This window comes from Psychrobacillus syltrankelensis, assembly GCF_055454035.1.
In genome coordinates, this window is the sequence record NZ_CM144227.1 from 188,210 (window position 1) to 208,861 (window position 20,652).

The 20,652-nt window shown below is 34.5% G+C and carries 20 protein-coding genes, 2 pseudogenes and 1 other annotated feature; of the genes and pseudogenes, 18 read left to right on the forward strand and 4 right to left on the reverse strand.

The genetic code is table 11. From position 1 onward, the window contains the following. Positions 1-12: 12 nt before the first annotated feature. The 9 genes and pseudogenes from ACTSKG_RS00950 to ACTSKG_RS00990 all read left to right on the forward strand — a co-directional run bounded on the left by ACTSKG_RS00950 (position 13) and on the right by ACTSKG_RS00990 (position 5,616). Positions 13-498, forward strand: a complete 486-nt coding sequence (locus tag ACTSKG_RS00950; protein WP_464756295.1) for a TIR domain-containing protein — start codon at positions 13-15, stop codon at positions 496-498. A gap of 75 nt (positions 499-573) precedes the next feature. Beyond that, on the forward strand, positions 574-1,344 hold the full coding sequence (locus ACTSKG_RS00955; protein ID WP_464756296.1) for a hypothetical protein: 771 nt from the start codon (positions 574-576) through the stop codon (positions 1,342-1,344). Between the two features lie 281 nt (positions 1,345-1,625). Continuing rightward, positions 1,626-1,922 carry a hypothetical protein gene (locus tag ACTSKG_RS00960; RefSeq protein WP_464756297.1) on the forward strand — a complete coding sequence of 99 codons (297 nt, stop codon included), beginning with the start codon at positions 1,626-1,628 and terminating at the stop codon, positions 1,920-1,922. A 138-nt stretch (positions 1,923-2,060) separates the two neighbouring features. Next, complete coding sequence (locus tag ACTSKG_RS00965; protein ID WP_464756298.1) at positions 2,061-2,468, forward strand: hypothetical protein; 408 nt, start codon at positions 2,061-2,063, stop codon at positions 2,466-2,468. A 191-nt stretch (positions 2,469-2,659) separates the two neighbouring features. Next, positions 2,660-2,845: pseudogene (locus ACTSKG_RS00970) on the forward strand (peptidase M28); the annotation flags it as partial. A gap of 144 nt (positions 2,846-2,989) precedes the next feature. Continuing rightward, positions 2,990-3,955, forward strand: coding sequence for an ornithine carbamoyltransferase (argF, locus tag ACTSKG_RS00975; protein WP_464756299.1), 966 nt, complete (start codon positions 2,990-2,992; stop codon positions 3,953-3,955). A gap of 416 nt (positions 3,956-4,371) precedes the next feature. Beyond that, positions 4,372-4,632, forward strand: coding sequence for a YesK family protein (locus tag ACTSKG_RS00980; protein WP_464756300.1), 261 nt, complete (start codon positions 4,372-4,374; stop codon positions 4,630-4,632). A gap of 277 nt (positions 4,633-4,909) precedes the next feature. After that, complete coding sequence (locus ACTSKG_RS00985; protein WP_391202455.1) at positions 4,910-5,119, forward strand: helix-turn-helix transcriptional regulator; 210 nt, start codon at positions 4,910-4,912, stop codon at positions 5,117-5,119. Beyond that, entirely contained in the window at positions 5,116-5,616 is a 501-nt protein-coding gene (locus ACTSKG_RS00990) for a hypothetical protein (RefSeq protein ID WP_464756301.1), read from the forward strand. Before ACTSKG_RS00985 ends, ACTSKG_RS00990 begins: the two co-directional genes overlap by 4 nt. A 44-nt stretch (positions 5,617-5,660) precedes the next feature. On the opposite strand, the gene sspI is transcribed toward ACTSKG_RS00990, so the two are convergent. Continuing rightward, entirely contained in the window at positions 5,661-5,870 is a 210-nt protein-coding gene (sspI, locus tag ACTSKG_RS00995) for a small acid-soluble spore protein SspI (RefSeq protein ID WP_464756302.1), read from the reverse strand. Positions 5,871-5,961: 91 nt separating this feature from the next. Here sspI and ACTSKG_RS01000 point away from each other — a divergent pair, with 91 nt between their 5' ends. The 3 genes from ACTSKG_RS01000 to pheT all read left to right on the forward strand — a co-directional run bounded on the left by ACTSKG_RS01000 (position 5,962) and on the right by pheT (position 10,648). Further along, positions 5,962-6,726 (forward strand): TrmH family RNA methyltransferase, encoded by a 765-nt coding sequence (locus ACTSKG_RS01000; protein WP_464756303.1) that lies wholly within the window; start codon positions 5,962-5,964, stop codon positions 6,724-6,726. Between the two features lie 56 nt (positions 6,727-6,782). After that, positions 6,783-7,014, forward strand: a binding site (T-box leader). A gap of 172 nt (positions 7,015-7,186) precedes the next feature. Beyond that, the gene (gene pheS / locus ACTSKG_RS01005) at positions 7,187-8,224 is read left to right on the forward strand and encodes a phenylalanine--tRNA ligase subunit alpha (RefSeq protein WP_464756304.1); all 1,038 of its coding nucleotides are present in this window, start codon (positions 7,187-7,189) and stop codon (positions 8,222-8,224) included. A 12-nt stretch (positions 8,225-8,236) separates the two neighbouring features. Then, positions 8,237-10,648: a phenylalanine--tRNA ligase subunit beta gene (pheT, locus tag ACTSKG_RS01010; protein WP_464756305.1), complete on the forward strand. Its 2,412-nt coding sequence runs from the start codon at positions 8,237-8,239 to the stop codon at positions 10,646-10,648. A 792-nt stretch (positions 10,649-11,440) separates the two neighbouring features. On the opposite strand, the gene ACTSKG_RS01015 is transcribed toward pheT, so the two are convergent. Further along, positions 11,441-12,580 carry an MFS transporter gene (locus tag ACTSKG_RS01015; RefSeq protein WP_464756306.1) on the reverse strand — a complete coding sequence of 380 codons (1,140 nt, stop codon included), beginning with the start codon at positions 12,578-12,580 and terminating at the stop codon, positions 11,441-11,443. Positions 12,581-12,782: 202 nt separating this feature from the next. Between ACTSKG_RS01015 and ACTSKG_RS01020 the strand changes: the two genes are divergently transcribed. The 5 genes and pseudogenes from ACTSKG_RS01020 to ACTSKG_RS01040 all read left to right on the forward strand — a co-directional run bounded on the left by ACTSKG_RS01020 (position 12,783) and on the right by ACTSKG_RS01040 (position 15,810). Beyond that, on the forward strand, positions 12,783-13,178 hold the full coding sequence (locus ACTSKG_RS01020; protein WP_464756307.1) for a hypothetical protein: 396 nt from the start codon (positions 12,783-12,785) through the stop codon (positions 13,176-13,178). A 14-nt stretch (positions 13,179-13,192) separates the two neighbouring features. Further along, positions 13,193-13,717: a ribonuclease FAU-1 family protein gene (locus ACTSKG_RS01025; protein ID WP_464756308.1), complete on the forward strand. Its 525-nt coding sequence runs from the start codon at positions 13,193-13,195 to the stop codon at positions 13,715-13,717. 2 nt (positions 13,718-13,719) lie between these two features. Further along, positions 13,720-14,190 (forward strand): annotated as a pseudogene (locus ACTSKG_RS01030) (GrpB family protein); the annotation flags it as partial. A 39-nt stretch (positions 14,191-14,229) separates the two neighbouring features. Further along, positions 14,230-14,721, forward strand: coding sequence for an NUDIX hydrolase (locus ACTSKG_RS01035; protein WP_464757939.1), 492 nt, complete (start codon positions 14,230-14,232; stop codon positions 14,719-14,721). A 6-nt stretch (positions 14,722-14,727) separates the two neighbouring features. Beyond that, entirely contained in the window at positions 14,728-15,810 is a 1,083-nt protein-coding gene (locus ACTSKG_RS01040; RefSeq protein ID WP_464756309.1) for an NAD(P)H-dependent flavin oxidoreductase, read from the forward strand. Positions 15,811-15,922: 112 nt separating this feature from the next. Here the strand turns inward: ACTSKG_RS01040 and ACTSKG_RS01045 are convergent, their stop codons facing one another. Next, positions 15,923-16,435, reverse strand: coding sequence for a GNAT family N-acetyltransferase (locus ACTSKG_RS01045; protein ID WP_464756310.1), 513 nt, complete (start codon positions 16,433-16,435; stop codon positions 15,923-15,925). A 459-nt stretch (positions 16,436-16,894) separates the two neighbouring features. On the opposite strand from ACTSKG_RS01045, the gene hutU reads away from it, so the two are divergent. Then, a complete protein-coding gene (hutU, locus tag ACTSKG_RS01050) occupies positions 16,895-18,616 on the forward strand; it encodes a urocanate hydratase (protein ID WP_464756311.1) in 1,722 nt (573 codons plus the stop codon). A gap of 88 nt (positions 18,617-18,704) precedes the next feature. Here the strand turns inward: hutU and ACTSKG_RS01055 are convergent, their stop codons facing one another. Beyond that, positions 18,705-20,417, reverse strand: a complete 1,713-nt coding sequence (locus ACTSKG_RS01055) for a sigma-54 interaction domain-containing protein (protein WP_464756312.1) — start codon at positions 20,415-20,417, stop codon at positions 18,705-18,707. Between the last annotated feature and the right edge of the window lie 235 nt (positions 20,418-20,652).

The window sequence follows — 20,652 nt, forward strand, 5'->3', positions numbered from 1 at the left end:
AGATGCGAGATTATGGCTTATAGAAACAAAGTATATGTATGTGTTGAATATGATAGCGATAAAAATTATTACAATACATTAAAAATGTGGGATAAAAACGATAAATTCGATTTCAAATTTTTTAATGCACATGAGCTTAATACAATTATGCACTTTAGTGGAGAAGAAGCCATAAAAAGAAAACTTAGAGAGAGATTACAAAATACAAAACTAATGATCGTTTTAATAGGTGAAAGAACAAAGTATCATCATAAGTATGTTGGCTGGGAAATCAAACAGGCTCAAAAACTAGATATACCGATTATTGCTGTAAACATAAACAAGAAAAACAGAATTGATAATAATCTGTGTCCTACATCATTGAAAGGGCAAAAGGTGGTACATATACCTTTTAATGAAAAAGCATTTTTTCATGCAACGAGTAATTGGGTAAGTTACTACCATACAACCGCTAAAAAAGAAGATAAGTGCGATTATTACTACTCTGCATTTGATTAAAATTTTAGTTTGACCCCATATAACAGCGAGTCGAAAATAATACATGGATTTCAAGTGAGTAATGGGAGGTTGGAAATGCTGATATCACCTTTTAACACAAATGATGAATTGCAAGATGAATTTACTAGTAAAGATTTTTCGATAATAGAAGAATTTAAGAGTTGGATTCAAGAAGGATCTGACCCGTTAAATGTTGTGGATTGGAATGAATGCATTTCTTCAATGTATGAAGAAATATACTTAGAAAACAAAAAAGAAAACGGGTATTCAAGAGGGTTTGGCTCTAATGTAATACAGACACATTTTATTTTTTATTATTTGTATAAGTTTGTTGAAAACGAAGACAAGGCAATGCAGCATGTCAATTTAGCACTTCAATTTTATAAAAAGAATACTCTGTCGTATCAGTGGGAAAACGTTGTTTATAATGTATTCAGAGAGCTTTATGGACAATCAGCCGAATCTGATTGTGTTTTACCTAACAATAAAAGACCAGATTTAGTAGTAAATCCAACTTACCATGAATTTAAATATCATCCGAGAGGTTCAAGAATTATCAAGGCTGATAAAATAATTGACACCAAAACAAGGGTGTATAGCATTAGAAAAGAGTTATCTTATTATAAAGATCATTGCGATGAATTACAGGTTGTTTATTTAGAAGAAAGTGAAATAAAAGAACACGATAATGTTACATTTATTTCCTCAGAAGAGTTGATAGAAATGGTTTCTTTAAAGCATAACGTAGATAACATAAGAACAATCCAATCTAAAATTAAATTGGAGTATATATTAAGTGAGTTTGATAGAAGAATTGGTATAACAGAAATCGAAAAATCGAGCTGAGATGAAACATTGAATTTATATGAGCTTTTATTTATGGTGATGGGTCTCATAATTATAATTCTGTAGATAATTAAATTAGTTTTGAATAAGGCATTAATACTAAGTCATAACTTAATAGGCTTGTACATATCGGTATTTAAATTTTACTATTATTCACCACTCTCATTCACTTGAGGGTGTTTTTTTATGTCAACATATTGGGAGAAAACAGCTTGTTGGAATTAATTGACACATATTACACTTTGCCGAATAATGAATTATAAATGAAAGGGCGTGTAAGAATGAAAGAAATTATTACCGTTGATACAGAAAATCATGATTCCATAATTGACTCACTGAGTAGATTATTTAGAACAATTCGTGAGAATGTTCATTATTACATCATTATGAATCATATTAAACTTACTAAAGGTAGTTATGATGATATTGATATTGACGATTTCTATGCTTTTATTAAAGAGAATGAAAAGGACGATAATTATTCAGTTTCAACTGATTTTTATGTAACTGCATTTCATCTAGCGAAGCGTATGAAACCAATTTTGCAAAAGGAAACTTTATATAATTTACATAATTAGGTAATTAATGAGACTGATTTGAAACACTTTTTTGAAAATATTGGTATAAAATTTTATCAAGAGAATAACAAGTTATTTTGTTTATTTCAAAACAAAAAAGTAAATTGGCTTGAAGTACGTGATGATGGCACAACTCGAATGATAATCAATAGATTAGAAGGAAGTAGTATTACTGAAGTAGATAAATGTGTGAATGGCATGTTATTTGGTGGGGATATTGAAAAGGAAATGAACATTAATCATCTTACTGTTGCTCCTGAGATAGTTCAAAATATTCTATATGTTCTAAATAAAGGTGATTTTATTAAACAATTTCAAACAAAGTATTTATATAAAATCAAGTTTCGTTTAAATTTCAAAGATCTCATATTTGATGGATTTTCAAAGGTGGATAAAAAAGAAAAATTCGATACGCTAATTAAGATTTTACTTCAATATTCAAGTTATTCTATTACTGGTAATCAATCCTATAGTGACAATTATGTTATTAGGGGTAATGATGAGAACAATGTAGACGCTTCGGATATTTTGGATATGAATTATTAGAAACTTAGAATATAAGAGTGTAGCTTAATAATACGATTAAACTTGATATTAAGTGAATAAATACTGTATAGTCTTAGATAAGAAGATAGTTAAAATCTAAGTTCGGAATTTGTTCTATAACTGTAAAACGTATAAACACAGTTAAACTCTTATTTCACACAGTCTAATTTAATACTACTTACTGTAATTAGGATGCAGGTTCTATGCATATTTCATTAAATGGAGTCCCAGCACTAGCAATTGGAATCGCGACTCGCTACATTCACTCACATGCAGGAATATTGCATAGAGACGATTATGAAAATACAGTAAAACTTATTGTAGAGGTAATAAAAAAATTAGACAGTGAGACCGTAAATAAAATTACATTTGGCTAATAGTAGACGTCTAGAAAGGCTTGTAAAAGTTTTTTCTAGACGTTTTATAGTTTATTTAATTGTATAAAAATTCACTTGATTTTATGTTTATTCATGTATTATAATGGGTAATACATAAATATACGTAAAAAGGAGTTTTTATTAATGAAATTGCTTGAATGGGTTAACTTAAAGGTTGTTGATAGTTTAAAGGGAAAAGATTTATTGACACTATTAGATTACTCAAAAGAGGAAGTCACTGATTTAGTCCATTTAGCAGTTGAGTTAAAAAAGTTAACGAAAGCAGAGAAGTGTCCTCCTTTATTAGAAGGTAAAACATTAGGAATGATATTTGAAAAACATTCCACTCGAACAAGAATATCCTTTGAAGTTGGGATTAAACAACTAGGAGGAAATGGTATGTTTATGCATGCTCGTGATTTACAAATCGGTCGTGGAGAATCTGTTTATGATACAGCACATGTGTTATCTGGCTACTTAGATGGTATTATGATACGTGCAAATTCTCATGATATGGTGAAAGAACTTGCGGAACATGCTAGCATTCCAGTTATTAATGGATTAACGGATTTATTTCACCCTTGCCAAGCATTAGCGGACATTTTAACGATTTATGAGGTGAAAGGAAATACTGCAGGTTTGAAAATAGCTTATATTGGCGATGGCAATAACGTAGCACACTCATTAGTAATTGCAGCAGCATATATGGGTATGCATATAGCTATAGCAACTCCAGTTGGCTATGAAGCAGACGTAGAAATTATTCAAAAAGCACAAGTAATCGCGTTAAAAAACGGAGGCTCGTTATATGTTTCTAATGATCCGTTAGAAGCAGCAGTTAACGCAGACGTTATATATACCGATGTTTGGACCTCAATGGGTCAAGAAGAGGAGTCTGCTAAAAGATTAGGAGACTTTAAAGAATTCCAAATAAATGATGAGCTTGTGGCGAACGCTAAAAATGATTATATGTTTTTACATTGCTTACCTGCACACCGTGAAGAAGAGGTTACAACTTCTGTTATTGATGGACCGAATTCATATATTTTTCAACAAGCTGAAAACCGTTTACATGCACAAAAAGCAGTACTTGCCTCTGTGATGGCTTAATTTAATAAAAATAGCCTGCGAGGACAGGGATTGTCCAACAGTCTATTCGCGATGTCGTTCGTCAAGATGGATGGCTTCATCGCTACATAGGAAGAGTGATTCGGGAGACGCTGAATCACTCTTTATTATATTAATTAGTAAAGTAGGATCGTGCGACCCATAGTATTGTACGAGCGATGTTCAATCTGAAACCGCATCAGTGTATAGTGAAAAATAAAAGTACATAGTACTACAAGTAAATAAGGTGTTGCAAATTTACAGGGAGTGGCGCATGGTAGCCTGTTAGGGTGCAGCGAGCTCTTGTTGTGTCGGTTTCCTACTCATTTTTTATTGTATTATTTACCGGTATTTCAGATACATTAAAGAATAGTGGATAATTTTACCGCTGAATAATACCGTTGGGGGAGAGATACTTTTTGCAAATTTTTGTTTGTATAACTTTAGTTACAATCATTATAGTTTCCATTTCATCATCTATTCTTCGAAAAAAGAATTATCCCAAGTATTGGATACCTACTGTTTTATTAATAGGAATTTCATTTGTATTCGCTGTCGTAAGCTTCTTCACATTGGACGGCTGGGAATCAATGAGTTTTTTCTTTATGTTTATTAGCATTACAATAGGTTCGCTTATTGGCACAGCGATTTCAATGCTTACAAAATTCAAGACGATCTAACATAACAAAAGCAAAACGAGAAAATCGTTTTGCTTTTTTAATACACTCCTGCTCGTGGGTTTTAGACGTTTCAAATAGGTAATTTCTAAAACTCGGTAAAAAATTCGTTCTCATCACACCAATCAAGACACCTTCAATAGCCCATCACTGAATAATATACAAGTAGGGAGAAATGAAGCAAAGTATAAATAACATTAAGTTAATAATAGTTGACATTATGTTAAGTATATATTACATTATGAGTATAATAGTTAACACGTTGGAAGAAGGGTTAAACTTGCTAAAAAATCGAGTAAAAGAATTACGTGCAAGATTCAGCTATACGCAAGGAGAGTTGGGAGAGAAGGCAGGTGTTACAAGACAAACAATCGGATTTATCGAAAAGGGGGAATTTTCTCCGTCAATTACACTTTCTTTAAAGCTTGCCTATATTCTCGAATGTAAAGTGGATGAACTATTTTGGTTGGAAGGGGAGGAATGGAAATGAAAAAAGATTTACGATTGCAGTACCCGCTATGGCAAATGGCATTTGCACTGCTGTTTATGTTATTTGCAATCATTATTACTGGTGTAATATCTAATTTTGCACAGACTAATAGTTCGTTTTCCTATTCTGTGGAGTTAGATGCATTAGAAGATTTCATCATGTTTTTACTGATTCCTGTTTACATCGTGATGGTTATCATATTTGGTAAGAAAATATCTAACTATAACAAAAACAATCCAAGAAATAAATTAACTATTTGGAGTTTAAAACCACCAGAATATATGGAAGATGATGAAGGATGGCAAATGATTACAAGAAAAGCAACCCAAAAGGTATATACTTTCTTTTCATGGTCATTGCCTTTATCCGCAGTTATCCATTTAATATTACCAACATCAAAGCTATTGATCATTTTGAATCTAGTTGTTCTTTCTATGACCCAATATCTTATTTATTATGTAAATATTCGAAAACATACCGGGGAAGAGGAGGAGTAAATAAAAACCATCCGTGAAGAGTAATACTTCTTCACGGATGATTTTTATTGTGCAAATGCAGTTGCTAGTTCATTTAATACGGCATCTTTCTTAGTGTCGTCCGTATTTTTCCACCATTTTTCGAAGAAGACTCCAAGGCCAGGCAGTAAATGTTCTTCTCCTCTTTGAATCGCATCTTCTACTACAGCTCGAATTTCAGATGCATTATTTCCTTTCATATTAGCTGTTATTGCTTCTCGAATTTGAAAATCCATTTTTCATCACTCCTCGAAATTATGTTCCCCAAACTCTCGCAAGCTATACACGAATTTGTTACTATTAAATAAAAAAGGCGGTTACATATAAATGAAACGAATTGAGTCCCAACAAAATGCGCTTGTGAAGCATTGGAAAAAACTATTAAGTGTTCGCAAAGAACGTGATAAAACAGGCGAATTCATTATAGAAGGTTATCATTTAGTTGAAGAAGCGATTAAACAAAAAGAAAATGTGTTAACGATTTTAATAAGTGATACCGCTGAAATTCCAGAGAATTGGGATGTTGTTAATATAGAGATGGTTGAAATAAATGATGTCATTAAAAAAGAACTTGCAGAAACAGAACATTCACAAGGTATATTCGCACACTGTAAGCAACAAACTGTGGATGAACAAGAACAGACAAAATGGAATCGTTTATTATTAATAGATGCAGTTCAAGATCCAGGGAATATTGGCACGATGATTCGTACAGCGGATGCTGCAGGAATTGATGCAGTGATTCTTGGCAAAGGATCAGCCGATGCTTATAATTCAAAAACACTCAGATCTGCACAAGGTTCACATTTTCATATCCCTTTAGTAAAAGGAGATTTACATGCATGGGTAGATCAGTTAAAAGATCGCCATATAGCTGTTTACGGAACTGCGTTTGAAAATTCCACTCCATATAATGAGGTTAAAAAAGACGATGCGTTTGCTTTAATTGTTGGTAATGAAGGAAGTGGCATCAACCCAAAACTGCTAGAAAAAACAGATCAGAACATAATAGTGCCACTTTTAGGACAAGCGGAGTCATTAAATGTAGCTGTTGCAACTGGAATTCTACTGTATGGTCTAACCTTAAAATAAATCTTACTTGAAGAAATATTTAAAACTCCGTATAATAGAATGTAATTTGATAAATAAAAAAAGCTGTCATCGGGAAAAGTATATATGACGATTCGAAAAAAGGGATTTTACACCTAGACTGAAAGTGTAAATAGAGAATGCATATAGAAAGTTCACCCCGCTAGCTGCCACCGGGACCAGCAATTGCTGTAAAGGTGCGCCGGTGTAGAGCCGTTAATCGAATTGAGTGATTGCACGAATTTGTGCAATAATCAGGGTGGTACCGCGAAATTAGTCCTCGTCCCTTTTATAGGGGCGGGGTTTTTATTTTGACTAATTTTAATCATCCAGAAACATGCTGATTAAAATTAGACCTTTAGGCGGATGTCACAAATTTTGTAAAAGGGTTTATCGAGGCGCGCTCAATGCAAAATTTGTACCAATTACGCAAAGGCGAATTTGAATAAGGAGGATGCAAAACATGGAAGCACAACTTCAACAGTTAAAAGAAGAAGCGTTACAAAAGATTGAAGCTTCAGGGAATGTGAAAGAATTAAATGATGTACGTGTTGCTTATTTAGGGAAAAAAGGACCGATTACGGACTTATTAAAAGGAATGGGTAAACTTCCCGCAGAAGAACGCCCGAAAATGGGTGCACTCGTCAATGTCGTGCGTGAAGAGGTAACAGAAGTGTTAGAGGCTCGTATGACGTTACTTCAAGAGCAAGCAATCCAAGAACAATTAGCGAAAGAATCGATTGATGTTACTTTACCAGGTCGCCCTGTGAAAACAGGAAATCATCATCCACTTACACGTGTTGTAGAGGAGATTGAAGACTTATTCATTAGCATGGGCTATGAAATTGCGGAAGGTCCAGAAGTAGAAAAAGATTACTACAATTTCGAAGCTCTAAACTTACCAAAAGGACATCCAGCTCGTGATATGCAGGATTCTTTCTATATTTCGGAAGATATTTTACTACGGACACATACATCACCAGTTCAAGCACGAACAATGGAAGCAAAAGAAGGTAAGCCGATTAAAATTATTTGCCCAGGTAAAGTTTACCGTCGTGATAATGATGACGCGACACATTCACATCAATTTACTCAAATCGAAGGCCTTGTTATTGGTGAAGGTATTCGCATGAGTGATTTAAAAGGGACGCTTTCTGTATTTGCAAAGAAAATGTTCGGTGACGATCGTGAAATTCGTCTTCGCCCAAGCTTTTTCCCATTCACAGAGCCATCTGTTGAAATGGATATTTCTTGCTTCAAATGTGGCGGCAGTGGCTGTAACGTATGTAAGAAAACAGGTTGGATTGAAATTCTAGGTGCTGGAATGGTTCATCCAAACGTACTTGAAATGGCTGGCTATGATTCGAAAAAACTATCTGGATTTGCATTTGGTATGGGTCCAGAACGTATTGCAATGTTGAAATATGGAGTGGAAGATATTCGTCATTTCTATACGAATGATGTGCGTTTCTTATCGCAATTCCACCGATCAGAAGTGTAAGGAGGAAATGACATGTTAGTTTCTACGAAATGGTTAGCAGAATATGTGAATACACAAGGGCTTGATCCAAAAGAGTTGGGTGAAAAAATTACTCGTTCAGGTATTGAAGTTGATGCAGTAATAGATCGTACGCAAGGAATGACGAATGTAGTTGTTGGGTACGTGAAAGAAAAAGTGAAGCATCCAGAAGCAGACAAACTGAATATTTGCCAAGTGGACGTTGGGGAAGAAACAACACAAATTATTTGTGGAGCTCCAAACGTTGCAGCTGGTCAAAAAGTAATTGTTGCTCGTCCAGGAGCAGTACTTCCTGGTGGAATAAAAATCAAAAAAGCAAAACTTCGCGGAGAAGAATCGAACGGAATGATTTGCTCACTTCAAGAGTTAGGGATAGAAGGACGTCTTGTACCTAAAGCATATGCAGAAGGTATTTATGTACTTCCAGAATCAGCGACTCCTGGGGAAAGTGCACTTTCACTACTAGGATTAGAAGATACCATTCTTGAACTTGGCTTAACTCCTAACCGCTCCGATGCACTAAGTATGCTAGGTGTTGCTTATGAAGTTGGAGCTATCTTATCGGAGGATATGAAATATCCAGAAGCAACTTACAGTGAAAGCAGTGAGAAAGCATCAGATTACTTAAATTTACGAGTAGATGCAATCGAAGAAAATCCAATGTATGTAGCGAAAGTTGTGAAAAATGTAGTAGTAAAGGAATCGCCACTTTGGTTACAGCACCGTCTTATGGCTGCAGGTGTTCGTCCACATAATAACGTAGTTGATATTACGAACTATGTGTTAATGGAATACGGCCAACCACTTCATGCGTTCGATTATGATCGATTAGAAACAAAGGAAATTGTCGTTCGTCTTTCAAATGAAGGAGAAAAAATTGTAACACTTGACGATCAAGAACGTACACTTAAATCGAATCATTTAGTAATTACAAATGGTAAAGAGGCAGTTGCAATTGCTGGTGTAATGGGTGGAGCTAATTCAGAAGTTCACGATGGAACAACAACTGTTGTGATTGAGTCTGCATATTTTGCAAGTGGATCCGTTCGTCAAACTTCAAAAGATCATAACTTACGCAGTGATGCGAGTGCTCGTTTTGAAAAAGGTGTAGATCCAAACCGTGTTATTCTAGCTGCGGAGCGTGCGGCAAGTCTTCTTGCTGAGCTTGCAGGTGGAGAAGTTCTAGCTGGTTCTGTTTTAGTAGATGAGTTAGACAAAACTCCTGTTGAAGTAGTTGTATCTCCAGATTTTATTAATAATCGTTTAGGTATGAAAATTTCGTTAGAAGACATGACTTCTATTTTAACAAGATTAAAATTTGAATACCAAGCGGCAAATGGCTATCTGTATATTAAAGCACCAACTCGTCGTCAAGATATTAAAATCCCAGAAGATATTGTCGAAGAAATTGCTCGTATGTACGGGTATGACGAAATTCCAATGACGTTACCAGTCGAAGAATCCAAACCAGGTGGCTTAACGTCTTATCAAGCAAAACGTCGTCAAGTACGTGCGTATTTGGAAGGTGCAGGTCTTTATCAAGCAATTACTTATTCTTTAACGTCAAAAGATTTGTCTCAGAAATTTGCTTTAGAAACTGCTCCAGTAACTGAGTTATTAATGCCGATGAGCGAAGACCGAAGCATCCTTCGACAAAGCTTAATTCCACATTTATTGGAAGCCGTAACATACAATACTGCACGTCAAGCAGATACGGTAGCTCTTTATGAAGTTGGATCTGTTTTCTTAGGAGAAACAGAATCTGGTTTACCTCATGAACAAGAGCATCTAGCTGGGGTAATAGCAGGTAAATGGGTAGAGCATAGCTGGCAAGGAGAGAAAAAAGCAGTTGATTTCTTCGTATTAAAAGGAATCGTTGAAGGTTTAATGGGCTTACTCGGTCTTTCAAAAGAGCTTACTTTTGAAAGAACTGTAGTAGACGGATTACACCCAGGACGCACTGCTTTGATTAAACTTGCTGGAGAAGAAATTGGTCTTATCGGACAATTACACCCATCCGAGCAAAAAGCACGTGATTTGAAAGAAACGTATGTAGTGGAAATGAATTTAGCTAAAGTTTTAAATACAGAAGTGGAGGCATTATATTATGCTCCGGTTTCTAAATTCCCATCTATCACACGTGATATTGCTTTAGTAGTAGACAGTGAAAAAGCAGCTGGTGAACTACAAGCAATTATCCAATTATCAGGCGGAAGATTATTAAAAGGAGTACATCTATTCGACCTATATGAAGGAGAAAAAATGGAACCAGGTAAAAAATCGGTTGCATTCTCCCTAACATACTTCGATCCAGAACGTACACTAACAGATGAAGAAGTAGTAAATGCACATAACAAAGTACTAAAAGCACTTGCAGAACAAGCAGGAGCGGAGTTAAGAGGATAGTTTAAAGGAGCAGCACCAATTACGGTGTTGCTCCTTTTATGTCTATATTTGTGAATTTATAAAAAAGGTGAGTGGATAGAAATATTTCTGATCATATGAAATAAATGTGACCGGATAGAAAAATTTGTGACCGGATAGAAATATTTCTGACCAGATAGAAAAAAATATGACCGGATAAATATATTTCTGACCATATAAAAAATGTGACCGGATAGATAAATTTCTGACCGGATAGAAAAAAATGTGACCGGATAGATAAATTTCTGACCGGATAAAAAAATTGTGACCGGATAAATATAATTCTGACCGGATAGAAAAAATATGACCGGATAAATAAATTTCTGACCAGATAGAAAAAATTGTGACCGGATAGAAAAAAATATGACCGGATAGATAAATTTCTGACCGGATAGAAAAAATATGACCGGATAAATAAATTTCTGACCAGATAAATAAATTTCCGACCGTATAGAAAAAAATATGACCGGATAAATAAATTTCTGACCGGATAGAAAAAATATGACCGTATAAAAATATTTCTGACCGGATAGAAAAAAATATGACCGGATAGAAATATTTCTGACCGGATAGATAAATTTCTGACCGTATAGTAAAAATAAGACCGGATAAATAAATTTCTGACCAGATAGAAAAATTTGTGACCGGATAAATATATTTCCGACCGTATAGAAAAAAATATGACCGTATAAAAATATTTCTGACCGGATAGAAATATTCCTGACTGTGTATTCCTTATCGCCAAGCTGATGCTACCCATTTAATTACATTGAACTATGTTCTTCTTTTACGAATAGTCAATATGATACCAAAAAGTACACCAATAAATGACATAATAGAAATAATGAAATAAAACGAGTGTCCACCTAATTCTTTATAAATATATCCTCCCGCATAAGAGGCGATTATACTTGAAAGTCCAAAAAATAAGAGTGCGAGAACGGTTTGTCCAGTAGCACGCCATTCTTTTGGCATAATTTGATATAAGTATTGAATTGCAGCAGTATAAAAAATAGGGAATGTAAGCATCTGTAATAGTTGTACAAGTGCTAATGCTATAGGGCTTGTTACAAAAGCAGATGCAATGAAACGAATAAAATAGAAGAAAGTAGCAATTGTTATAATCTCAAGTTCTTTTCCTTTTCGAAGCCACCAAAAACTTAAAGCAAAGATTACAATTTCACTTGTAGCAGATAAGAAGAATGTAATTCCTACTAAAGAAGTATCTCCTCCAAGTGCTCTAATATGAATCCCCAAAAACGTATCGTTCATACGTGCGGGTATTGAACAAATAAACACTAGCGCTAGAAACAGGAGCATTTCTTTATTGTTTAATACTTGCTTAAAACCTGCCATTGTCACTGGTTTAGATGAGGCTTGTACTTCGGGCATAAACCAAATAACACCAAACGAAATAAGTCCCAATAAAACAAATAAAATAGATATACTGCTCATACCGAAGTAATCCATTGCGAAACCTACAATTAAAGATAAAACCGCAAAGCCGAGTGCCCCGTATGTTCGAATGGATCCATAGCTGACACGCTCCATTTCAGAAACGGTGAAATTCATGCTTTCTGTCAGTGGATCAAGTGGCATTAAGAAAAAATAAACTAACAGCGCAAAAATAACTAGCAACACAAAACTATTAACATTAAATAAGAAGTAACCAAAAAAGGATGTTAAACAAACGAGTAATAGCATTACCTTACGAATCGTTTTTGTCTTATCACTGATGAATCCCCATAATGGTTGTGCAATTAACGTCACAACGCCACCTGTCCCTACAATTAAACCTATTTCGCTTGCTGATAAACCTTGTTCTCCTAAATAAACAGGAAGAAAAGGAATAAAGATCGCAAGTAAACCAAAAAACAAAAAATTATACCCTTTTAATAATACTTTTACTTTCAAAAAAATTCTCCTTCTTTGATAAAACTGTTCCCGACTATAATTATTGAGGTTAATATCTTTGAATATTGTAACTGATTTGAATGCTAAATGGCTGTATTTTGGTAAAATAACAAAGTTTATTTTATTAATATACAATTTAGAAAAGTAAGTTTGCTATAATTTGTATAATAAATGGAGAATGCTCCATTCAGGAGGAGAATTATTGAAATTTGCAAAAGTGCCTATTGTTTATATGCTTCTAATGTTTTTGGTAGGATGTAACTCTTTAGAATCCAAAACACTACCACAACTTTATAAAGGCCAATTTGTCGATGTTAATCAAATGATTATAAAAGACGGAACTACAGGATCCCAAAAAATTATTTCAGAAAAAGTAGTAATTGATGAATTTCTTCAGAAAATTAAAGATATTCAATTCATTCCGGAAGATAACCATGAACCTAGTAAGGGATATCAATATGCTATTACTTTATTGGAAGGGGAAAAATCATTCCTGTTTACTTTGAATCAAGTTAATAATCATTATTATTATACAGAACCTGATATATACCCTATTGTAGATGGATTTTATAAAAATTTGGATATCCAGCAGGAATAGACAGGGGGATAAGCTTGTTAAAAAAGAGATATGGGGATCGTTCAGATTGGAAAAGAATTATGAAAAGAGAGTATGTTCAATCCTATGTGGAGACAGAAGATTTTACGGGAACTATATCTCGATTAAATATAGTTCAAGTTAAAGAGCCTTTATGGGTTCATTATGACGATAAAAGTATTTGTATAGTTGATAATGGATATACGTGGATGCAGCATTTCCCTGTTCGTGAAAAATATACTCTAACTACAATGTTTGATTCGAATGGCGAAATTGTGCAGTGGTATATAGATATTTGTAATGAAATAGGAATAGAAAATAATGTGCCGTGGTGGGAAGATTTATTTCTTGATATTGTTGTTTTAGCTACAGGTGAAATTATTCTGTTGGATGAGGACGAACTAGAAGAAGCATTAGAAGATGGAAGTATTGATCAAAAGATGTATGATCTGGCTTGGACTGAGGCGAATAGAATTATATTGCTTATTCGAGAACAAAAATTTCCTTTACTACATATTAACACAATTTCGGAGGAGGAATGAACATGCGTAAAGTGGAAGTAGTTTCTTATTCGGATGATTGGAAGGAAAGGTTTAGAGAGGAAGAGAAAAAACTTCAAAAGGTTTTTAGTTCGGAGATTAGAACGATACACCATATTGGAAGTACATCTGTGAATGGTTTAAGTGCAAAACCGATAATTGATATAATGGCTGTTGTTCAGGATATTAATAATATTGATGCTTTTAACGACGCAATGATTGCAATTGGATATGAACCAAAAGGGGAAAATGGGCTACCTGGACGTAGATATTTTCAAAAAGGGGGAGATAATCGGACGCATCATGTCCATATATATGAAGAGAAAAATCCTGGAATCGAACGACATCTCGCGTTTCGAGATTATTTGAAGGTGCATCCAAAAGTTGCAAAAGATTATGGAACATTAAAGGAAGCCTTAGCAAAACAGTTTCCATATGATATGGAAGGGTATATTAACGGAAAAGAACAATTAGCTTCGGAAATTGAAGTAAAAGCAATCCATTGGTATAAAAGTTTGGAAAAAGAAAGAAACTTTCACCGTGCAATTGGTGTTTACGGTATATGTGTACAAAATGGTAAGCTACTTGTAATCAATAAAAACGGTGGCCCTTACATAAATCGTTATGACCTTCCAGGAGGCAGTTTGGAAGATAGAGAAAGTTTAGTAGTTGCCATGAAAAGAGAGTTTTTAGAGGAAACTGGATTTGAGGTCAAAATTATTAAAAATATAGGCATTACCGATTTCATGCTAGCTTCGGATTGGAGAGGTTTGACAGATGTTCATCATATTGCAGTATATTATTTAGTGAAGCAAATAGGTGGAGATTTAATAGTACCGGAACAATTTGAAGGACGGGATTCCCTCGGAGCTGTATGGGTTTCGGAGGAAGAGATTTTCGCTGAAAATGCATCGCCATTAGTATTGAAAGCATTTGAATGGATAAGAACAAGGGACTTAGGTATAGAGGTAAACTACTATCCCAAGTGGAAAGTCAAAAAGGAGTAAATTGATATGTTAATAAATGATGTTACAAAATTGTTAGATATTGATTACCCCATCATTCAAGCTCCCATGGCAGGAGGAATTACTACTTCGAAATTAGTAGCAGCTGTTTCCAATAATGGTGCACTAGGAATGATTGGAGCAGGGTATTTGAATGCTGATCAATTGCGCCAGCAGATACGAGAGGTAAAGCAGTTAACACCTAATAATTTTGGTGTTAATTTATTTGTGCCGAACGAATTTGAGATAAATGAAGATAAAATAGAAATGGTGAATGAACTGTTAAATCATTATTATGAGGAATTAAATATACCTATTGAAAAAGTGAATCTTCCTAACAAGGAGAAGTCTTTTTATTCATATATGGAACAAATACAAGTCATCATAGAAGAAGAGGTACCTATATGTTCTTTTACATTTGGGGTACCAACATTAGATATATTGAAGAATTTAAAACAACACAATATTTTTTCAATTGGAACAGCTACAACTGTGGAAGAGGCGGTTACAATTGAAAGACTTGGAATGGATGCAGTTGTAGTACAAGGAAGTGAAGCTGGAGGGCATAGAGGTAACTTCATAAGTGACCACGAGGAAAGTTTAATCGGTTTGATGTCATTAGTACCACAAGTTGTGAAGAATATAAGCATACCTGTGATTGCAGCTGGCGGCGTAATGGATGGCAAAGGACTAATGGCAGCTTTATGCTTAGGTGCTAAAGCTGTTCAAATGGGCACAGCATTCTTAACCTGTGAAGAGAGTGGAGCACACCCAGTACATAAAGAAGCAATTCTTAACTCGAAGAATGATGAAACGACATTAACTCGTGCATTTTCTGGTAAATGGGCAAGAGGGATTAAAAACAAATTTTTAATGGAAATGAAAGAATACGAAGCTATTTTTCCTGATTTTCCAGTTCAAAATGTGCTAACCCAATCAATTCGGAAAGTTTCTTCTTCCCAAAACAATAAAGAATTTATGTCTCTATGGTCTGGTCAAAATTCAACACTTGCTAGAAAAGAAACTGTAGAAGTGCTTATTAAGCGGGTAGTAGAAGAAGCCAATAGAATAAAAACAACGGTTAGTATATAGAAAACTCACTGTAGACAATGTGTGTCTGCAGTGAGTTAATAATTAAAATTTTAATTGCCTATAAATTAGTGCAAGTGCAATCACACCATTCGGCTCGCATTTTCAATACTCGTTAGATAGCAGCAATATCATATTCATAATAAGGTTCCTCTTGCTCTGTATCATCAAACCACTTCATTCCTTTAAAAGTAAACCCAATCTTTTCTAAAATTTTTAAGGAGCCATTATTTTTAGGGCTTGCAGAAGCAGTAACGAGATGAATTTTCCCGTGGTTTCTAGCTATTTCCAAACATGCTCTTGCAGCTTCCGTTGCATAGCCTTTTCCCCAAGACTTTTTACTAAAATGATAGATTAATTCTACTTCATTCAATGAACTTGTCACATTAAATCCAGCTGAACCAAGAACTTCATTTGTTTCTTTTTCTATTACCGCGTATACCGATAAACTATTAACTTCGTGACATTTTCGATAACCTTTTATAACTTGCAGTAATATCTCATGGGAGGAAGCGCCATCACATAATGCCATTACTTCTTCATCACCCCAAATTTGTTTAGCGTACTCTAAATGATCATCCTCAAAAACGCATAAATACAAACGATCCGTTTCGTATACAATTTCCATACAGTACCTCCTATTTTCAATACATTAATACAGTTCTGTTATCACCTTTAAATTTTTCTACGCTGTTTTTTATCATATATATCTTCATTATTTTATCATTCATAAATTGTTCTGAATATTAATTCTATAATAATATATAAAATTTTATTTAGAATAACAGTAATGAAAACTTTATCTGCACCATAAAGTAGCTAAATTTATAAGTGGTAATAAAATTTTGCTTAATAATTATCCGTTTTTTACAATAAAGCAAAAAATATCTGCGGTTTTAAAAAATGCTACTAGATTATAAAAGATCAGAATTAAGATAATGAGATTTTAAAAATAAATAAAACTATGGATATTAAACACTTTTCACTTACTTAATAATTTATTTTTGTTTTATTTAGAATGTTGGCACGACTCTTGCATTGTAAATTGGTGTAAAACATAATTTCATCTACTTAGGAGGAACTAACAATGACAACACCAGAAATTTTATATTCCGTAAAAGCACAAAGAGGACCTGAGTTACGTTGTAAAGGATGGAGACAAGAGTCGATTCTTCGAATGTTAGAAAATAATATGGAGAATGCAGAAAAACCAGAAGAGCTTGTTATTTACGGTGGTATCGGGAAAGCCGCACGTAACTGGGAATCTTACCATGCAATTGTGAAATCATTAAAAGAATTAGAAGATGACGAAACACTTGTTGTGCAATCTGGTATGCCGGTAGCGATTTTCAAAACACATAAATATGCACCAACCGTTGTCATGGCAACGACAAACATTATGAAAGCAGATTGGCCAACATTCTATGATTTACAAGATAAAAACTTAACGATTTATGCAAACTATACTGCGGCACCTTGGGAATATATCGGTACACAAGGGGTAATCCAAGGAACATTTGAAACACTTTCTGCGATTGCTCGCCTGCACTATAACGATTCACTTGTCGGAAAAATCCTATTAACTGCAGGTGCAGGGGGAATGGGTGGTAACCAAACCCGTGCGATGACGATGCATGGTGGAGTAGCGGTTCTTGTGGATGCAGACGTTAAAATCATCAAGAGAAGAATTGAAAAAGGATTTATCGATGAACTTGCGGGTTCACTAGACGAAGCGATCGCAAAAGCGAAAGAATATGCGGCTGCAGGAAAACCACTTGGTATAGCTGTAGTAGGAAACGCGGCAGATGTATTTGAAGAAGTGCTAGAAAAAGGCTGGTTACCGGATATTTCTACTTCGATGACGCCAGGACATGACCCAATTTCGTACTTACCATCTGGTTATACAGTGGAAGAAGCAGAACATCTTCGCGATACAGACCGTACTTTATATTTGGAAAAAGGGCGCGAAACAATGATTCGTGAATTGAAAGCACTTATTAAATTCATGGATTTAGGTGTTCATTCGTTCGAGTATGGGACAAGTCACCGAAAAGAATGTATCGATGCAGGGATGGACGAAAAAGAAGCGAAGCGTCTTCCAGGTTTCGTAGCGGAATATATCCGTCCATTATTCTGTGAAGGCCGTGGACCATTCCGCTGGATTTGTTTATCTGGAGAAGCGGAAGATTTACGTAAGATAGACGATATGATTTTAGAGAAATTCAGCGACGATCATTTAGTAACACGTTGGATCAAGCTTGCGAAAAAACATATACCAATTGAAGCACTTCCTGCACGTATTTGTTATATGGGATTCGGTCAACGTAAAGCATTTGCATTAGAAGTAAACGATATGATTCGCCGCGGAGAATTAGCTGGACCAGTTGCGTTCTCTCGTGACAATCTTGACTCAGGTTCGATCGTAAATCCAACATTTGAATCCGAAAACATGAAAGACGGTAGTGATCTTATTTCTGACTGGCCGATGCTGAACGGACTATTAAACGCAGTCGGCATGTGTGACCTAATCGCAATCCAAGCGAACTATTCTATGGGGGAAGCGGTTCATACAGGCGTAACAATGGTTGCGGACGGGACAGCGGAATCGGATATGAGACTAGAAGTGGCAATGACTGTGGACTCTGGAATCGGAGTTGTTCGACATGCGCAAGCAGGCTATGAAATTGCACAAGATGTAGCGAACGGTAAAGGGAAGTTAACAGAGGAAAGTATTAAAATTCCATTATGGTGGAAACGGGAAGCAACATTTGGACCGAAAGATCTCCAAAAGGCAGAAGTGAAGGCTTAATATATAAATAGTTTAACAAAAAAACAGCACGGAATTTGATAATAAAATTCCGTGCTGTTTTTTATTTTTAAAAGATAAGAAGTTTTTCTTATACTGTAGGTTTTTCTAAATCATGCTTTTTAATATGATATTGCAGGCTTTGTCTAGTGATGCCAAGTTTTTTTGCAGCCTGCGAAACATTCCAGTCTGACTGCATTAATGTTGTTTCGATTAGTTGCTTTTCCGAACTTTTAAAGATTTTTTTCATTGGTCTTTGCATTTCATTATTTTGTTCCATTGAATCATTAGAATGCACCATAAGTATTTTTCCACGCATATAGGATGGAAGGTGCTCCACTTCAATTTTTTTAGTATTTTCAGGAACCCGAATTATTAAATTTTCTATCAAATGTTCTAACTCACGAATATTTCCAGGCCAAGAATATTGAAGTAAACATTTTTGAAGTGTATTCGAAAGATCTGGAACTGTTTTAGTTAACTTTACTTGAAATGTCTTTAAAAAGTAATCAATAAAAAAGTGTACATCTTCTTTCCGTTCTCTTAGTGGAGGAATGTAAAGACTTGTATGTGCAATTCGGTAAAATAAGTCGAGTCGCATTTTGTTTTCAGCAATTAGTTTTTCTGGTTCTTCGTTGCATGCACTAATAACGGTACACTTCACAGGCGCCACATCATTAGAACCTACTTTTCGAACTAATCGCTCTTGTAAGACACGCATTAATTTTGTTTGTAAAGTAACTGGCATTGAATTTATTTCATCTAAAAAGAGTGTTCCATCTTGAGCATATTCAAACAAGCCAATTTGGTCTGTAGCTCCTGTAAAAGCACCTTTAACAGTTCCGAACAAAGTGCTTTCAAGTAAATTTTCAGGAATTGCAGCACAGTTTATGGCAACAAAAGGTTTATCCGCTCTAGGACTATGATTATGCATACTTTGTGCGAATAATTCTTTACCAGTGCCTGTCTCTCCTACAATTAACGTATCCGCATTATGTATAGAAACATTTTGAGCTTCCTTGATAAGGTCTAAAAGTATAAGACTTTTTCCTTTTATATCATTAAACGTAAAAATTGTTCCGTTCTTTGAATGGGCTTTTTCTTCTCCTTTAATGTTTGCTTGTCTTTTTAGCTCAATTGTTTGATGAAGGCGGTCCTTCAGTTTCGATTCATTCGTACTTAATGAAAATACAGAAATAATTTTTCCGTTTTTTTGTATTGGATATGTACTGTAGTTTACATATTTAGGTATTCCATTAACGGTGGAATGCGCACGATACCTTGAGTAGATTGGCTTTCCTGTCTTAAATGTATGTCGATGCTCAGAATATTGTGGATTGTAATTATATACGGACCATAAATGTTTACCAAGTATATCTTGACTTGATAAGCCCTCCATTTTTTCTTGCGCATCATTATATAAAGTAATTTCTCCTTTAGAGTTGCTCATCATGACACCTTCATCAAGAGATTCAATTATTTTCTCTAAACAATATAATCGCTCATCTCTTAATTTAGATTCTTCCTTAATTTCTTTTAGACATAAAAAAATACATGTATGTTCCTCAGAAAATACTCTAACATCAACAGAAAACTGTTTGTCATTTATATCAAGGAGAAATGTATCATTATTGATAAAATGCTTCTTTTTGTACTCAATTAATTGAATGATGGAATCACCTATTGTCACTTTTATAGGAAGCTCCTCTTTTATGTCATACCAAAGAATTTCATGATCCTCGTTTATAGCTATTACACCATCCACAAAACTTCTAACTAATAATCCGATTGCTGAAACAGTCATAATATGATTTCTCCTTTCCATTATAAAATTATCAATAGTATAGCATAATTCAGAGTATTTAGAAGAGTCTGCATGTAAAATTTATCTGCACCCATTTAGAATGCCTAATAATCAATGTATTTTCATTTTCTAGTAGAGTTTTTAGGTAATTCACTAAATTTATCTGCGGTATTTATAAATTTTTTTGCATGTAAATGGTAAGTAGAAATTATTTAGTGATAGAAAGAAAGCTTTA

Coding starts and splice junctions, on each gene's coding strand:
- ACTSKG_RS00950 (WP_464756295.1), top strand. CDS start 13: ATGGCTTATAGAAACAAAGTATATGTATGTGTTGAATATGATAGCGAT.
- ACTSKG_RS00955 (WP_464756296.1), top strand. CDS start 574: ATGCTGATATCACCTTTTAACACAAATGATGAATTGCAAGATGAATTT.
- ACTSKG_RS00960 (WP_464756297.1), top strand. CDS start 1,626: ATGAAAGAAATTATTACCGTTGATACAGAAAATCATGATTCCATAATT.
- ACTSKG_RS00965 (WP_464756298.1), top strand. CDS start 2,061: ATGATAATCAATAGATTAGAAGGAAGTAGTATTACTGAAGTAGATAAA.
- argF (WP_464756299.1), top strand. CDS start 2,990: ATGAAATTGCTTGAATGGGTTAACTTAAAGGTTGTTGATAGTTTAAAG.
- ACTSKG_RS00990 (WP_464756301.1), top strand. CDS start 5,116: ATGAAAAAAGATTTACGATTGCAGTACCCGCTATGGCAAATGGCATTT.
- sspI (WP_464756302.1), bottom strand. CDS start 5,870: ATGGATTTTCAAATTCGAGAAGCAATAACAGCTAATATGAAAGGAAAT.
- ACTSKG_RS01000 (WP_464756303.1), top strand. CDS start 5,962: ATGAAACGAATTGAGTCCCAACAAAATGCGCTTGTGAAGCATTGGAAA.
- pheS (WP_464756304.1), top strand. CDS start 7,187: ATGGAAGCACAACTTCAACAGTTAAAAGAAGAAGCGTTACAAAAGATT.
- pheT (WP_464756305.1), top strand. CDS start 8,237: ATGTTAGTTTCTACGAAATGGTTAGCAGAATATGTGAATACACAAGGG.
- ACTSKG_RS01040 (WP_464756309.1), top strand. CDS start 14,728: ATGTTAATAAATGATGTTACAAAATTGTTAGATATTGATTACCCCATC.
- ACTSKG_RS01045 (WP_464756310.1), bottom strand. CDS start 16,435: ATGGAAATTGTATACGAAACGGATCGTTTGTATTTATGCGTTTTTGAG.
- hutU (WP_464756311.1), top strand. CDS start 16,895: ATGACAACACCAGAAATTTTATATTCCGTAAAAGCACAAAGAGGACCT.
- ACTSKG_RS01055 (WP_464756312.1), bottom strand. CDS start 20,417: ATGACTGTTTCAGCAATCGGATTATTAGTTAGAAGTTTTGTGGATGGT.